This window comes from Patescibacteria group bacterium (assembly GCA_024654625.1).
Taxonomy (GTDB): Bacteria; Patescibacteriota; Minisyncoccia.
In genome coordinates, this window is record JANLHB010000024.1 from 37,239 (window position 1) to 52,809 (window position 15,571).

Consider the following 15,571-nt stretch of genomic DNA (forward strand, 5'->3'; position numbering starts at 1 on the left):
TTTATTTATTATTATCCCCTCCTACCCATATAAAACCTTCATCTTTTGGTGGTAATGGCGCTTTCGGATATCCGAATACTGTCGGTCTTGATGTTTCTTGAATATTTGGTTCTATGGCCTGTGTATGCGGAACTTCTGTCGGGGTGAATATTTCAGGCGTTGGTTTTGGTATTATTTCTGTTAAGATTGGTTTACTTATTGGGGTTTTTACCAATTCATCATCTTTCATAAAATGAGCAATCGCTCTTTTTATATAACTTTCTGTTGTTTCATTTGACTGAAGGGCTGACCCTGTGTGCCCTTGAAGATTCTCTAAATATTTCTTTAATACTCCTCCTGCTTTGGTGGCTGGCAGGTCTTTTGCCTTTAGCCATTCAGCTGACTCCAGACCGTTTTTAGCGCCGAATCCGAGGAATCCTTTTGAGCCAAAGAGTTTATTTATGTCATCATTCATTATTTTATTTACATTGTAGTTTGCTAGATTCTCTAAGGCTTCTTTTGCAGGTACTTTGGCGGGAGCAACATTTTCTAATACACTTTCTCCGTTAGCGGTGATAGGGGCATTTTTTGCGCTTTCCCACGCGCCAGAAGGCGTGTTTTTATCTGCTCCTGTAATAGTGTAAGTCTCCCCTTTTAAAGGTTCTGGGTTTAATAGCTCATTTCTTAGCGTGTCTAAGCGTTCGGCTATTTTTCTTTGAGCTTCATCTGCCGCTTTTACCATTTCACTATTGTCAAAATCTGTTATTTGGCTAGGGATGATGTCGTCATGACCGGTAATTCCGGTCTCAATATCTCCTATTTTATCTAACGAGTCAGCGTGAAGCGTTTCTACCCATGTTTCGGGCTTGATGTCGTTAAGATAAGCCACAGCGCCTGTTTTAAGGACGCCTTGGTCCCAGAGCGCGTTAGAGCGCGATTCTAGGTTCTCAACTATTTTATTGAAGGCGTTATGATCTTTTATCGTTAAGAAATTTTTTGTCTTGTCCCAAACAGCGGCATTGTTAAACTCAGAGGCGCTTATGCCGGCGACATTATCTACATCGGCAAGATTATTTCCTTCGGCAAGTTTCACTAAATTAGCGGCGATGTTTAGGCTTTTTGCGCCTTCCGCTTCTCCGAAGATCACGGTGCCTTTCAAGTCCATATGGTTTGCCGCCATCATATGAAAGACTCGCTCCAAGCTCCCCGGGACGCCATTTTTGCCAAGCTCGATTGAAAAATCAGAAGTAAGACCTCTTTCAGCGACTTCTTTAGTTACTCCTTCTGCGACATTTGCGAGATTTGAATCTAGGGACACTGCGTCAGCATTGGCGTTAATTTCAGGAGCTATGTCCGGTGTTGTTGGTATATTAGCATCAATAGAAGGCACTGTCGGCGGTGTTGTAGATGTTTCTATGAAAGGTGTTTTTATGGCGTTGGTAATCTTTGCCATATCTTCTGGTGGAAGCCAGTAATTATAAGCATCAGTGATTAGTGTGGTAAGGCCAGTTGCATCGGATATTGTTTTTATCCCTTCAGCTGCATAACCGCTTCCTACAAGCATTCCTAATGCGGCAGCTTCTATTGTTTGCCTTGTCGCTTCCGCTTTGGTTCGCTCCATACCTCCTTTTTCAGCTGATCTTTTAAGCCATGCTTCAGTTGCTACAAAAGTGGCAAGACCACCTAATGCTCTTTGCATCAGGGTGCCGGTAAAAGCGGCTGTGGCTATTGTTCCTGCCACAGGTCCGCCAATAAGCGCTGATGCACTCGCAGTGGCAATAAGCGCACCAGATAATAGAATTTTACGTTTAAAGGGTTGCTTCTTATACCATTCGCCGGTTGACCGCGCTCTCTCCATTACCCAATTCCCTTTTGCCTCAATTTTCTTTTCAGTAGTATCTTCAAACCGGGAGATAGCCTGATTAAATTTATGCATTTCTAGTTCCTCAGCTTTCCCATACCAGCCTTCACTTATTGATTTTACTGGAGTTCCTGGGGCTTCTTTTGTTTCGTGCCTTCCAAAATCTATTTTTTCAGCAACATTTTTAGCTGATTTCATACTCTCTTCTATTCCGGCTAAATCTTTAAGAGTTGGTTTATTGAAGGCGTCAAATTTTGGAGTATTGTCTACCTCACGTATGGGTTTCTCGTTTGAGTCTATAAGATTAAGTCGTTCCCCGATTTCTTGTTTTATAGGTTGCTCATTTGGGTTTTTTTGAGTAATCTCATCTTGAGTTTTAGCTTCTACAAATTGGTTTTTTTCAACTCCGCTTTTTTTAGAGACTGACTTTTGGATAGAATTTAAATATCGAGTCTTTGCTTCTTCAGCTTTTTTAATCTCTTCTTCGTAGAAATTAATCTGTTTTTTATAATGCTCTATTCCTAACTTAGGTCCATGCTCTTTTTCCATTCTTTCAAGTCTTTCTTTAGAATCTCTTAGTCCTTCTTTCATCCTACCTAACTCTGAATGAATCGGGTAAGGGATTCTTTTTTTGTTACTCTCTGCCGCCGCCGCTCCCAAGTTTTGTGGGGCCTGCTCCATTTTTGGCTCCTCTCTTTTTTCCGCCTTTGGAAACAAATCTTTTATCTTACCAAGATCTTTAAAGTCCTTGTAAACTAGCTTCTCCGGCTTGGCCGCTGCCGCCCCTAAATCTTGTGGTGCATTCTCCGACACTGGTTGCCCCCCGTCTCTTTTAAAAACATCATCACCTAGAGCTGCCTCCACTAGCTTATTAGAATATTTATCTTCCTCGGGTGTGACACCGAGTAATTGTTGGTCAAAAGAATCCATCATTTTTTCCATAACTTTATTCTATTCTTTTTGTTAAATTGAGGCAAATTTAATTGTGATTTTCTGTGCATCTAACGGTCTAAATTGATGAAATTTGTTACCCTTAGTCACTCCCGAGTGACGGGGTTTGTTATCCACATATTGATTGACTAATAGGGTGGTCGCTATATAATTATAGTTAAGGCTAGTTGCACTAGCTTTTCCCCGTAAATAACGATATTTAAGGGTGAAATATCTGAAAAAGCATTTTTTAAAGAAGTGTCAGGTATGGTCGCAATGTTTAAATTTTGATTTTTGGCTTATTTTAATTAACTCAACAAATTCTGGTGACCCCAGCAGTAGAAATAGGGCTCACAAGAATAAAATATCCTTATTTTTAAAGCTTTTATCCATAAAGGCATCTTTAATGTTATTTGGGTTAGTATTATTGTTCTCGTCCCCAATACCAGTTTCGGCTGGTTTTTTATCGTTTTTAGGGGGTATTTTGGGCTTTTCTGCTGGGATGGCGAAAGAGACACCTGGTGAAAATCTTCAAAATATGCCACTTCTCCAGGCGGCTTTAAATTCTGATCCTTCTCCGGCTAAAGGTGGCGGTGATATTACTATAATAAACGGAAGCGCGCTGTTCTCTGATACCGGTCCTTATGGAAGTATGGCTGATATAGAAGACGCTAAGCCGGAAAGCGGAGAGATCAGCCTTTATGTTGTAAGGGATGGTGATAGCTTGTCTCAGATTGCTAAAATGTTCAATGTAAGTATCAGTACTATTATATGGGCAAATGATATAAAAAAAGGCGACCTCATCAAACCAGGTCAAACACTTCTTATTTTGCCTATTTCAGGGGTTAAATATATTGTAAAAGAAGGAGATACTGTTAAAGGGATTGCTACTAAGTTTAAAGGAGATGCGGATGAAATAATTCAGTTTAACGGTTTAGCCGATAGTGAGAAGCTTGTAGTTGGAAGTGAAGTTATAATTCCAAATGGAGAAGATTCATCTTATGTGCCGGCTTCTTCAGTAAAGACTGTCGTAGTAAGAGGTTCCGGAGGCCCTTCTTATTCAGGCTATTATCTTCGTCCTGTTGAAAATGCGGTAAGGTCCCAAGGCCTTCATGGTTATAATGGTGTTGACTTGGCTGCGCCAACAGGAACGCCAATTTTGGCATCGGCGGCAGGAGATGTGATTGTGAGCCGTTCAGCCGGTTGGAATGGAGGTTATGGCAAGTATATAGTTATAAAGCACTCTAATGGCACTCAGACTTTATATTCTCACTTAAGCGAAGTTATAGTATCTACCGGTTGGCATGTGGTGCAAGGTCAGATAATAGGTTATGTTGGCTCTACCGGTAAATCCACAGGCCCGCATCTTCACTTTGAGATTCGAGGCGCCAAAAATCCTTTTTAAATAATTAAATAATATAAACATTAAACATTAAAAGGTCTCACCTTTGTATAAAAAGGTGAGACCTTTTTGGCTTTTGATATTTGTGTTAATTGTCTTGTTTCGGCCTGTATTGGAGAGCTTCGAAAATATGATTCTCGGCTATGTCAGAGGCTCCGTCTAAGTCGGCAATAGTCCTCGCGAGCTTTATCACTTTATGATAAGCCCGGCCGGAGAGGTCTAGTTTTGTCGCCGCTTGGTTTAAAGTGTTTTTCAGCGCTTCTGAAAGAGGGGCGAAGGCCTTAAGATCTTTGGTGGTCATGTCGCTGTTTGTCATTGTTTGAGTATCTTTATTTCTTTGAGAAAATCTTTTTCTTTGTATGGCGCGAGCTTTTTCCACGCGGTTTTTTATAATGGCTGAAGTCTCAAGGCTCGCAGAGTCGTCAGAGAGTTTTTCGTGTTCTATCCTTGGCACATCAATACATATGTCTATCCTATCTACGATTGGTCCGGATATCTTTCTGCGGTAACGCATCAAGGCGCCCATACTGCAGATACATTCTTTTGATGTACCGGCATTTCCGCAAGGGCAAGGGTTGGCTGCAGAGATAAGTATGAAATTGGCTGGGAATCTTACAGACCCTCTAGCGCGAGAAACATTTATAACCTTGTCTTCAAGAGGCTGTCTTAAAGCCTCTATAACTCTTCGTTCAAACTCAGGAAATTCGTCTAAGAAAAGGACTCCCCTATGAGCGAGAGTTATCTCTCCGGGTTTTGGGAAATTTCCTCCGCCAACTAGAGAGACATAAGAAGAAGTATGGTGAGGCGATCGGAAAGGTCTTTCAAGCGCGATATCGCCTTCTAATATGCCTGCCACAGAGTGGATGCCTGTGACTTCAAGAGTTTCTTCAAATGAGATGTTGGGCAATATTCCTGCAAAAGCTTTTGCGAGCATTGTCTTACCTGTGCCAGGAGGACCTATCATAAGGATATTATGCCCGCCTGCGGCGGCTATCTCTAAACCCCTTTTTGCTGTTTCTTGACCTTTCACCTCAGAGAAACAAATTCTCTGAGATGTAGTTTTATTTAATTTATTAAAATTAATCGGAGATTCTTCTTTTATAGCAAAAGAAATATTTTCTTCTTTTGTTTTTTCCGGCGGTATTATTTTAGGAGGAGAAAGATGAAGACTGATCTCTTTAAGATTAGTACAGCCGAATATTTTTATGCCATTTATTAGAGCGGCTTCGCGAGTATTTTCTTTCGGTAGAAAAATCTCTTCAAAACCGGCATTTTTTGCCGCCATTGTCAGAAAAAGTGCTCCTTTTATAGGGCGCAATGTTCCGTCAAGCGCCACTTCGCCAAGAAATATTTTTTTAGTCGGGTCAAATTTTATTTGTTTTGACGCCAATAGATAAGCGATAGCTATAGAAAGGTCAAAGATAGGCCCCTCTTTTCTTATATCGGCCGGCGCCAGAGAGACTATAACCTTTTGATTCTTTTTTAATGGCGAGACAAAACCGCTATTTTTGATAGCGGCGCCTATTCTTTCTTTAGATTCTTCTACGGCTTTATCAGGCAGCCCAACGAGAGAGAAAGAGTGAAGTCCTTTATAAATATCCAGCTCAACATCAATAATACGAGCGTCAAGTCCTATTGTTTGAGCAGAATGAACCTTGACTGACATAATATTATGCGTGCTCTATGCAAGTCCTGGCGGCAGGGTTTGCCTCAAGACGGGCATTATCTATATCCTTCCCGTCTACCTCGCATTTGCCATAGGTCCCGTCTTCTATTTTTGATAATGCCAAGTTTATATCCTTAAGTCGATCTTCAAGCTCTATCTCCACAGCGGCCCTGTTTTCAAATTCTTCAAAATTGTCTGACATTTCGTTCTTATCTGCCTTAAGCAGATTCAAGTCAGGGGCGGTCGCTTCCCAATCTTTCGGGTTATTCGGGTTAATTTTTCCAACTTGAGAGAGCTCTTCTTCAAGCACTTTTTTTTCTTCTTCCAGCTTTTCTTTGAAATGTTTAGTATCTATTTTCATATTTTTATAATATCAAGAATAATATTAAAAATCAATCTTATTTAAGCATATTAATCTATGCTAAAGTTTGGGCGAAGATAGTCTTCCTAATATCTCTTCAAAAGTTTCTACGCTTGATGTTATTATTATTGTCTCTTTATCTAAGAAAGAGTAAAGAATATCTATCTGGCCATTTTGACTGTAGATTATCCGCGTATCGTGATTTTTTATTATTCTGTCTTGGAAGATTTGGTCAATAGAACTGCTGTCGCCAGTATATGGCAATAGCGAACTTAAATCATTTTTCATCGTCTTCTCCCATTTTAGCATTAATGCAAAAATATTTTCATAAGACCTTGCTTTGAAGATTATAAATGGTTCATTTTTTTCTATAGAATAAACTCCAAACATAAATTTATCGCTTAGAAAACTTGAAAATCCAAGAGGCGTATTGATTCCAATGCTTTTCAAAAATTGTTCTGACGTTAGAATAAGATTAGATTCATCTATGAAAATAAAATCGGTCAGACTGCCAAGCTTGGTGTCTGTAAGTATTAAATTGTTTATTATATTTTTATTTTCTTCTTGTTTATTTTTAAGAAGTGTAATGATCTTCTGTTCATTTGGCAGAATAAGCGGTGTCGGTAAATTTTGTTTGGAAGCCTCTTTTTTCCCTTGAGAGTTTTTCTTTTGTATTACGGTATAACTGAAAACTCCGGCACTTATTATGACGAGCATTATAACCGCTATTGTTATAAGTTTATTTGGCCAGTTGGTGTAAGATTTAGATATTTTTAACCCTTGCTTTTGAGCTTGTTTGCCGGCAATATCAATGATCGACATTTTTTGCCGGTTGATATATTCCTGCATATCACTTTTCATTGTGCGTAAGATCGGTTTTTTCAGGGAGTTTGTTTCTGTATTTTTTTCTTGCTGATTATCTGGGGAAGGAATTTGATTAATACCTTCTGTTGTTATTATTTTTTCCGTTTCCTCGTTCATTGTTTCTATTATACCCTACTTGTTCACTCGAGCCAGGTCTTGCGCCTCCTTGTGATGGTTTAGCGCCTTTTTTTTCAGCGTAAAGAGGGTCAGCTGATTTGATAGACAGATTTACTCTCCCTTTTTCATCAATCTCTTTTACTATGACAGGGACAGTATCGCCTATATTTACAACATCAGTTACTTTGTCTATTCTAAACGGGGCAATTTCTGATACGTGGACTAATCCTTCTGTATTGTGCCCTATCTTTACCATAGCGCCAAAGTCAAATAGTCTTGTCACTACACCGTCAAATTTTTCCCCGGCATGATATTCTCTGGTAATATCTTCAACTATTTTCTTGGCTTTTTCTACGGCGTCTTTTTTGCCGGTTATGAAGACACTGCCGTCTTGCTCAATATCAATTTCGCTCCCGGTCTCTTCAATTATTGATTTGATGACTTTTCCGCCCGGGCCGATTACCTCGCCTATTTTCTCCGGGTTTATCATTATTTTTATAATTTTTGGAGCGGCTTCTTTCGTTTCTGGCCTTGGGGCAGAGATTGCTTCTGTGATTTTGTCTAATATTTTGAGTCTGGCTTTTTTGGCTCCTTCAAGAGCTTCAATAAGGATTTTAGAAGGGATACCTTCAACTTTTACATCCATCTGTATGGCTGTAACTCCTTCTTTTGTTCCGGCTACTTTAAAGTCCATATCCCCATGATGGTCTTCCGGTCCTTGAATGTCGGTTAGCACCTTGTATTCTTGTTCACTTCCGCCAGCTGGCGGGGCGGATTTCGCTTCGCTTCCGCCACGGGCGGATTTCGCTTCGCTCAACATCAAGCCCATGGCAATACCGGCAACCGGATTCTTAATAGGTACGCCGGCATCCATTAAGGCAAGAGTTGAGGCGCAAACTGAACCCATAGAAGTAGAGCCGTTTGAAGCCATTGATTCAGAAACGATACGAATAGTGTATGGAAATTCGTCTTTGCTTGGGAGTACTGCTTCAAGCGCTTTTTCCGCCAAGGCTCCATGTCCGACAGCCCTGCGATTTATTCCGCCCATTCTTCCTACATCTCCGACTGAAAAAGGAGGAAAATTGTAGTGATGCATAAAACGCTTTTCTGTCTGGACCTCCATTCCTTCTACAAGTTGGACTTCTTTCGGTCCGCCTAGTGTCAGTACTGAGAGCACATGAGTTCCTCCGCGGAAAAATATCCCGGACCCATGGAGAAGATCTGATAATGCTCCGGCTTTGGCAAAAAGAGGGCGCACTTCGTCCATCGCTCTGCCGTCCGGTCTTCTATTTGAGAAAATAGCTTCTTTGTGCACGAATTTATCTATCTCTGACTCAAAGTAATCGCCTGCAATAGGCATCTCTTCAGGTAGAGCTTCTTTTATAACTCCAAGCCAGAAATCTTTAAGAGGGTTTATTTCACTTGTTGTATTGCTGAATATAACTTCTTCCAGTTTTACGGCAATATGTTCCATAAACAATTTTTTCAATTCTTCTGATGGTTTTTTCTCTTCAATCGCAACTTTTTCTTTGCCAATATCGTTTATTATTTGTTTTTGGAAGTCTTCAATTTTCTTTAATTCTTTTTCAGCGAGAAGGAAAGCTTCTTTGATTTTGCCTTCACTTACTTCTTTTGCGCCGGCTTCTATCATATTTATCTTGCCTTCTTTACCGCAGATTAAGATATCAATCGGGGAATCAATTCTTTGTGGGTAAGCAGGATTAACAATAAATTTTCCTTCTTGTTCACCGATTCGTACAGCAGAGACAGGCCCGTTCCATGGAGTCTCAGATGTGGCGATAGCCAAAGAGGCGGCAATGATTGAAGGCACATCAGGGTCGTTGTTTTCATCTATGGCAAGGACTGTTATTACTACCTGAATCTCGTTTCTCATTGATTGGTTGAAGAGCGGTCTGATTGTCCTATCAATAGCTCTTCCGGCAAGGATTGCTTCGTCAGTCGGCCTTCCCTCTCTCCTTATAAAGCGGCTACCGAGTATTTGACCGGCAGCATAAAAACGCTCTTCGTAGTCAACTACCAGAGGGAAATAGCCTATATCTTTTTCTTTTTTAGTCATTACGACTGTTGCAAGAACAGTCGTTTCTCCATATTTTACAATAACGGATCCGCTTGTTTGGTCTGCTAAATTTGTGAATTCGGCGATAAGCGTCTTTCCGCCTATCTCCATAGAGTACTCTTTTGTATGCATAAATTTGACGCTTAGAGATATTTGATTATCAGATTTTAGAACACGAAACAGCTTATTCCTGTTCTACCTATCTGACAACCTAAATCTTAAACGAGTATTAATGGTAATTTACTTGTAATGACTTGATTATACAATTTTTTACCTCTTTATCAAGTATTTGTCTTTATCTTCACTTAGGTCAACGAAGTCGTCGGCGGCTTCCCGTATCTGCCCTGAAGCTGATTTACCGAAAGCGATAACTTCAACCTGCGTGCTAAAAGTGCTTTTGAGATAATTTATAAGAGGAGCGAAGTCTCCGTCTCCTGAGATAATGACCACTGCGTCAAGGCGAGGAGCAAGACGAATGGCGTCAACGGCTATTCCCACATCCCAGTCGGCTTTTTTTGCTCCGCCAAAGAATATCTGAAGGTCTTTAGTCTTCGTCTCTATCCCAAGGTTAGTAAGCGCCTCAAAGAAGCTCTTCTCTTCCCCGGATTCGGTGGTGATGACATAGGCAAGGGCTCTTATAAGCTGCCTGCCGGCAACAGCCGTCTTCATAACTTCAGCGAAGTTTACTCTAGCTTTGTATAAATTTTTAGCGCTATGATACAAGTTCTGAGTATCTATGAATACTCCTACTCGTTGATTTTTATGTTTTACTACTGACATGTTGTCTAGCCAATCCGCCGCGGCGGATTGGCTAATAGATTATTTTTTAAGATTTAATTTTTTGATTAGAGATTTGTATCTTTTTTCGTCTTTTTTGGAAAGGTAGTTAAGAATAGTTCTTCTGTCGGCAACCATCTGCAATAGGCCCTTTCGTGAATGATTGTCATTTTTATGTTTTTTTAGATGATTTGTCAGCTCTTTTATCTTTTCTGATAATACGGCAACCTGAATTTCAGGTGAACCGGTATCGGTTTTATGCACCTGGTGCTTTTTTATAATAAGTTGTTTCTTCTTGGTTAATAACATGATTTTATTAATTTAACATAAAATCCTTTAAGATGCAAGGCATGTCAGAAAAATACCATCCGCCAGCTGGCGGATGGTATTTTCATTATTTAACGTTTTCAACAATCTTTTCAAACACTGCCGGTCGTTTTTCTGCTATTTCGGCCAGTATTTTCCTGTCTATTTCAATATTTTTCTTTTTTAAAATATCTATAAATTTGCTATATGAGAAGCCAAGCGGCCTAAGAGCGGCATTTATCTTTACCTGCCAAAGAGCTCTAAACTCTCGTTTTTTCTTTCTTCTGTGCGCGAATGCGTGAGTGCCGGCCTTTTGGATGGCTTGTTTGGCTGATCTTTCCTTTGTACTGCGCCCAAAACGATATCCTTTTGTCTGCTTAAGGACATTACGTCTTCTTTTTGTTGCAATTGTTCCTCTTTTAACTCGTGTCATATGTTAGTTATTAGTTGTTGTATGGAAGAAAACGGCTTAAATTTTTAGCGCTGATATTGAAAGATGTAAGACCTTTTTTACTCATTGTTTTACTACCGCTTTCTTTAGCATTAAAATGTCCTTGTCCGGGCTTTCTAGCCAAGACTTTGCCTTTCTTGGTTATTTTAAAACGTTTTTGAAATGATTTGTTTGTTTTTGAACCTTTCATTTTATTTATTTTTATTTATTTCTATTATTACGCTTATTCCCTTTGGGCCTTTTCTTGGTCCGTCGGCAATTTTATGATTTTCACTCACGAAATTAAGCACGCGCTTCAATCTTTCTTCTATAAAGTTTTTATCAAGGTATTTTGCTCTTCCTTTTAAGACAAGGTCTATTTTTACCCTGTCGCCTCTTTTTAAGAATTCAGATACTTTCTTAGCTTTTAGCTCAAGGTCGTGTTCTGATGTTCCTATCCCTATCTTTATGTTCTTGATCTCAACCGTCTTGGCTTTCTTTCCGGCTTCTTTTTCTTTCTTCTGCTCCTGATATTGGAATTTACCATAATCCATTATTTTTGCAACAGGAGGCTTGGCTGTCGGAGATATCTCTATCAGGTCAAGCTCTTTCTCTTTAGCTTTTTTGAGTGCTTCTTCTGTTGAGATTACGCCAAGGTTTTCACCATCATCAGATATAACTCTTAATTCAGGCGCGGTTATTTGATTGTTTAGTCTTAATTTCTTCAGATTATTTAAATTATGGATAGTTAAGATAACGAGCCGATTTTTATAAAGCTCGTGCATAAAGAATCCAGTGCTTTACATATTAGCAAAAAGCTTTTAAAAATACAAGGGTTTAGCAAGCTTCTCCGTAAATAGTGTCAACGTGGCAGGTTGACATATTGGTCATTAAAAAGGCGCTTCATTTTCATGAAGCGCCTTTAGGAGGAGATTTTTTCTTATCTTTCCCATACCGCGCTTCCTTATAAGCGGGATGGGCTTTCTTGGGTTGTAATTCGGAAAATCTTTCTTGGAGTCTTTTGATGCAGGCCTTGATCATTTGTTTTCCTCTTTGCGCATTATATGTTAAATGCGTCGCTTCCAGTATTGCATCGGCCTGCAATATCCCGAATTTTTCTGCTCGAGTCTTCTTTTTTGGCATGGACCACCTCCCTCGTTGGCTTTTAAAAAATATTCGTCTTGTTTAGTTAGCCTAAATGAACTAGACTTAAATAAAGAACAACAATACAAATTCCTGCTATCGGAACAGAAAAAAGAAATGATGGGGTATTATCTTCTTCTTTTACTCTCATCCTGTGCCAAATATCCACAGCAGTATCAATAAGAATGCTGCTACTCACTATAATGATAGCCATTTTAAAGAGCATACTCATAAATATTTCTTTGGGTGTCATATTATCTTTCCTCCTTTATTTTTTTATTTAGTTTTGTAGGTGCTGTATCTATGAGGAAATCTATATTAAGAAAGGTAAAAATGCAAGTAAAGCTAAACGGCTCAGCCGGTTGAATTGTTGAGTTGTGGAAATCGGTCGCTACGTAGCCATGTGATTTTTAAAACGGGAATCGGTCAGGAGTATTTTTTCTGACGAAAAAATCTCACGACCCTGCCTCGCGGTGTTCGCCTTTCGTCCGCCATATAGCGGACTCAAACTCACACAACGCTCCGGCTTTCGATTCCCGACGCGAGGCAAGCAGTTGCCTCGCTCCACTTACACAGCGCAAAACGAAAACCACCCTTTCGGGTGGCTCGTTTTGGCTGTGGAAGTGGCGGGAATCGAACCCGCGTCCAGTGGTCTCCTGTGAAAACACGTCTACAAACTTATCTTTTTTATCGCCCGTAAAGTGCGTGGGCAATTTAAGAGTATAGGATCTAAAAAAGCAAAAGTCGTTATACTCCGATCCTCTTTGTTTCGAAAATTCGTCGAGGAAAGCGAATTCTCTATTTCGGTGATTTGACGCCCGCTTTACTTACCGAAAATAGATAAAGCTAGACGGCTTACGCAATAGCGTATGCTGGAGCAATGTCGTTAACTCCAAAATATGGAGAAACGGTTGCTTTTACAGTTTTAGCACTTATTTGTTTGCGATGTTTAACGAGCGTTCGCAAGCTCGGTTTGCAGTATTTTTAAGGTATGATCACTGTCGAAGCCAATCACTCCCCTAAAACATCCCTCTGGGATGTTCGTAAAATCTACCTCTTCATCTCTCTTTCTATATTCCTTTCGGTCTCTCTTTTCTTGATCGTCTCTCGTTTGTCAAATTTCTTCTTTCCTTTCACTAACCCTATCTCCATCTTTATCAATCTGCCCTTAGTATACACCGAAATAGGCACTATTGTCAAGCCTCTCTGTTGGGACTTCCCCGCCAAGTAAGAGAGCTCTTTTCTGTTTAAGAGGAGTCTTCTGGTGCGGTCAGGTTCATAAGTGGACGGAGCGTTGTGAGACTGGAAGGCCGGTATATCCATATTTACAACAAATGCCTCGTTCCCTCTCACGAGGACACGAGCGCCTGTAATAGAGCCGTGATTTGCTTTTAGCGACTTTACTTCAAAGCCAAAAAGCTCAATTCCCGCTTCAAATTTCTCAAGGACTTCATAGTCAAAATATACTTTTTTGTTTTGAATCAATGCCGGCATTGATTAATAATAACACAAATACTTTTTGTTTACTTTGCCGGCTTTTTCTATATAATAAACTTATATTATGGTAAAGATTCCTAAAATTCCTACAAAGATACCTGGGAAAAAAGGCGGTAAAAATATCGGAATAGGCCAATTTAGCAGGCACCTTATAACTGCTTTTCTTATTCTTATGCTTATTACCGGTGTCTACTCTATTATTTCCGAGCGTCAGAAAGATATTCCGGAGATAGCTTTGTCTGAACTTGTTTCTGATATCAATTCTGGCGCAGTTTCAAAAGTGACTATTGAGGGAGAGAAAATTAAGATTGAATTTAAAGATGGTACTTTAAAAAATTCTAAAAAGGAGGTTGAATCTTCACTTTCAGAGACCCTTTCAAATTATGGCGTTTCCACTGAAGAGCTTGGTAAAGTTAGTCTTGAAGTAAAAAATCCTTCAGATATTGCCTTTTATCTTCTGGCTTCTCTTCCTTTTCTTATCCCTGTTATCTTGATTGTCCTTTTCTTATATTTTGCATCACGTCAAGTTAAAGGTTCAAGTATGCAGATGTTCTCTTTTGGTCAGTCTAAGGCAAGGGTCATCTATCCTGATGATAAGGCGCAGAAAGTGACTTTCAATGATGTCGCCGGAGTGAAAGAAGCTAAAGAAGAATTAAAGGAGATTGTTGATTTCTTGAAAAATCCTAAGAAGTTTCTTGATATCGGCGCAAGGATCCCGAAGGGCGTCCTCTTGATGGGCGCGCCTGGCACCGGTAAGACCCTTCTGGCTCGGGCGGTGGCCGGTGAAGCGGGTGTGCCATTCTTCCATATCTCCGGTTCAGAGTTTGTAGAGATGTTTGTCGGTGTCGGCGCTTCCAGGGTGCGTGACCTTTTCCTTATGGCAAAGAAGGCCGCTCCATCAATAATTTTCATAGATGAGATAGATGCTGTTGGCCGTCATAGGGGCGGAGGCACTGGCGGCGGGCATGATGAACGCGAACAGACTCTCAATCAAATACTTGTTGAGATGGACGGCTTTGAACCGCATGAGAAAGTGATAGTGATGGCGGCGACAAACAGGCCAGACGTCTTAGATACTGCTCTTCTAAGGCCAGGGCGTTTTGATAGACGAGTGATGCTTGACCTGCCGGACATTAAAGACCGAGAAGAAATCTTAACTATCCATTCACATAAGAAGCCGTTTGCTGAGGATGTTAATTTGAAAGTTATTGCAGAGAGAACTCCCGGTTTCTCTGGGGCGGATCTTTATAGTCTTATGAATGAGGCGGCTATTCTTGCGGCTCGTGAAGACAGGAAGCATGTTTCGCAGTTTGATCTTATCAGGTCTATTGAGAAAGTGATGTTGGGACCTGAGAGGAAAAGTCGTCTTCTCTCTGAGGATGAGAAAAAGATTGCCGCTTATCATGAGGCCGGGCATGCTTTGGTGGCGTCAGTCTTGACGCATGCTGACCCTGTGCATAAAGTATCTGTAGTCTCTAGGGGTAGGGCGGCCGGCTACACACTGAAACTCCCGACAGAAGAAAGGCACTTGCACTCTAAGGCTCATTTTGTAGATGATATCGCTGTTTCTTTGGGAGGTTATATGGCAGAGAAGATGACCTTCGGAGATATTACGACTGGAGCGTCAAACGACCTTCAGGTGGCGACGAGCTTAGCGAGAGATTTGGTGACAAAATATGGCATGTCAGAGAAGGTTGGCCCTGTGGCTTGGGGTGATTATGAAGGCGCGCCGATATTAGGCGGAGCGTATTCTTCCGGTAAGAGTTACTCGGAATCAATAGCATCTTTGATAGACGGTGAAGTGTCTTCTTTCATGAATGAAGGGAGAGATAGGGCTGAGAATGTGTTGAAAGAACATCATGACGCTTTGAAAATGATTGCCGATGAATTGATAGAAAAAGAGACGATAGAGCGCGAAGAGTTTGAAAAAATTCTGATTTTGAATAAGATAAAGCCAAAGAGGAAGAAAGATACGGTTTAGCCTGTTAAATGCACTCGTAGCTCAGTTGGTAGAGCATCGAGCTTATACCTCGACGGTCCCAGGTTCGAGTCCTGGCGAGTGCACTAAGATTTATGAGACCTCCGTGGTTCCAGATTCGTCGTGTACTACTGAAGAGTACACGACGCCCAGCACCCTTTAGTGGTGCTTAGGCGAGTCCTG

15 protein-coding genes, 1 tRNA gene and 1 other RNA gene are annotated in these 15,571 nt (G+C 40.5%); 3 read left to right on the top strand and 14 right to left on the bottom strand.

Going from position 1 to position 15,571, the window contains the following annotated elements; translation table 11 throughout:
- Position 1 precedes the first annotated feature (1 nt).
- A complete protein-coding gene (locus NUV40_02795) occupies positions 2–2,782 on the bottom strand; it encodes a hypothetical protein (protein ID MCR4342810.1) in 2,781 nt (926 codons plus the stop codon).
- Positions 2,783–3,272: 490 nt separating this feature from the next.
- Between NUV40_02795 and NUV40_02800 the strand changes: the two genes are divergently transcribed.
- On the top strand, positions 3,273–4,175 hold the full coding sequence (locus tag NUV40_02800; GenBank protein MCR4342811.1) for a peptidoglycan DD-metalloendopeptidase family protein: 903 nt from the start codon (positions 3,273–3,275) through the stop codon (positions 4,173–4,175).
- An 85-nt stretch (positions 4,176–4,260) separates the two neighbouring features.
- Here NUV40_02800 and NUV40_02805 read toward each other — a convergent pair whose 3' ends face one another.
- The 13 genes from NUV40_02805 to smpB all read right to left on the bottom strand — a co-directional run bounded on the left by NUV40_02805 (position 4,261) and on the right by smpB (position 13,407).
- Complete coding sequence (locus NUV40_02805) at positions 4,261–5,838, bottom strand: YifB family Mg chelatase-like AAA ATPase (GenBank protein MCR4342812.1); 1,578 nt, start codon at positions 5,836–5,838, stop codon at positions 4,261–4,263.
- A 4-nt stretch (positions 5,839–5,842) separates the two neighbouring features.
- Positions 5,843–6,199, bottom strand: coding sequence for a TraR/DksA C4-type zinc finger protein (locus tag NUV40_02810; protein ID MCR4342813.1), 357 nt, complete (start codon positions 6,197–6,199; stop codon positions 5,843–5,845).
- Between the two features lie 60 nt (positions 6,200–6,259).
- Entirely contained in the window at positions 6,260–7,180 is a 921-nt protein-coding gene (locus tag NUV40_02815; GenBank protein ID MCR4342814.1) for a hypothetical protein, read from the bottom strand.
- Positions 7,137–9,389, bottom strand: coding sequence for a polyribonucleotide nucleotidyltransferase (locus NUV40_02820; protein MCR4342815.1), 2,253 nt, complete (start codon positions 9,387–9,389; stop codon positions 7,137–7,139). Before NUV40_02820 ends, NUV40_02815 begins: the two co-directional genes overlap by 44 nt.
- 138 nt (positions 9,390–9,527) lie before the next feature.
- Positions 9,528–10,037, bottom strand: coding sequence for an NYN domain-containing protein (locus NUV40_02825; protein MCR4342816.1), 510 nt, complete (start codon positions 10,035–10,037; stop codon positions 9,528–9,530).
- Between the two features lie 39 nt (positions 10,038–10,076).
- The gene (rpsO, locus tag NUV40_02830) at positions 10,077–10,343 is read right to left on the bottom strand and encodes a 30S ribosomal protein S15 (GenBank protein ID MCR4342817.1); all 267 of its coding nucleotides are present in this window, start codon (positions 10,341–10,343) and stop codon (positions 10,077–10,079) included.
- A gap of 85 nt (positions 10,344–10,428) precedes the next feature.
- A complete protein-coding gene (gene rplT, locus NUV40_02835) occupies positions 10,429–10,773 on the bottom strand; it encodes a 50S ribosomal protein L20 (protein MCR4342818.1) in 345 nt (114 codons plus the stop codon).
- Positions 10,774–10,783: 10 nt separating this feature from the next.
- Positions 10,784–10,981, bottom strand: coding sequence for a 50S ribosomal protein L35 (locus NUV40_02840; GenBank protein MCR4342819.1), 198 nt, complete (start codon positions 10,979–10,981; stop codon positions 10,784–10,786).
- Between the two features lies 1 nt (position 10,982).
- Positions 10,983–11,555, bottom strand: a complete 573-nt coding sequence (gene infC / locus NUV40_02845) for a translation initiation factor IF-3 (protein ID MCR4342820.1) — start codon at positions 11,553–11,555, stop codon at positions 10,983–10,985.
- 124 nt (positions 11,556–11,679) lie between these two features.
- The gene (locus NUV40_02850; protein MCR4342821.1) at positions 11,680–11,913 is read right to left on the bottom strand and encodes a hypothetical protein; all 234 of its coding nucleotides are present in this window, start codon (positions 11,911–11,913) and stop codon (positions 11,680–11,682) included.
- 46 nt (positions 11,914–11,959) lie between these two features.
- The gene (locus NUV40_02855; GenBank protein ID MCR4342822.1) at positions 11,960–12,166 is read right to left on the bottom strand and encodes a hypothetical protein; all 207 of its coding nucleotides are present in this window, start codon (positions 12,164–12,166) and stop codon (positions 11,960–11,962) included.
- Between the two features lie 362 nt (positions 12,167–12,528).
- Positions 12,529–12,932: a transfer-messenger RNA gene (gene ssrA / locus NUV40_02860) on the bottom strand.
- 31 nt (positions 12,933–12,963) lie between these two features.
- Positions 12,964–13,407, bottom strand: a complete 444-nt coding sequence (smpB, locus tag NUV40_02865) for an SsrA-binding protein SmpB (GenBank protein MCR4342823.1) — start codon at positions 13,405–13,407, stop codon at positions 12,964–12,966.
- 67 nt (positions 13,408–13,474) lie between these two features.
- On the opposite strand from smpB, the gene ftsH reads away from it, so the two are divergent.
- Both ftsH and NUV40_02875 read left to right on the top strand, forming a co-directional pair.
- Positions 13,475–15,391: an ATP-dependent zinc metalloprotease FtsH gene (gene ftsH / locus NUV40_02870; GenBank protein ID MCR4342824.1), complete on the top strand. Its 1,917-nt coding sequence runs from the start codon at positions 13,475–13,477 to the stop codon at positions 15,389–15,391.
- Positions 15,392–15,401: 10 nt separating this feature from the next.
- Positions 15,402–15,474: transfer RNA gene (locus NUV40_02875), tRNA-Ile, on the top strand.
- Positions 15,475–15,571 lie beyond the last annotated feature (97 nt).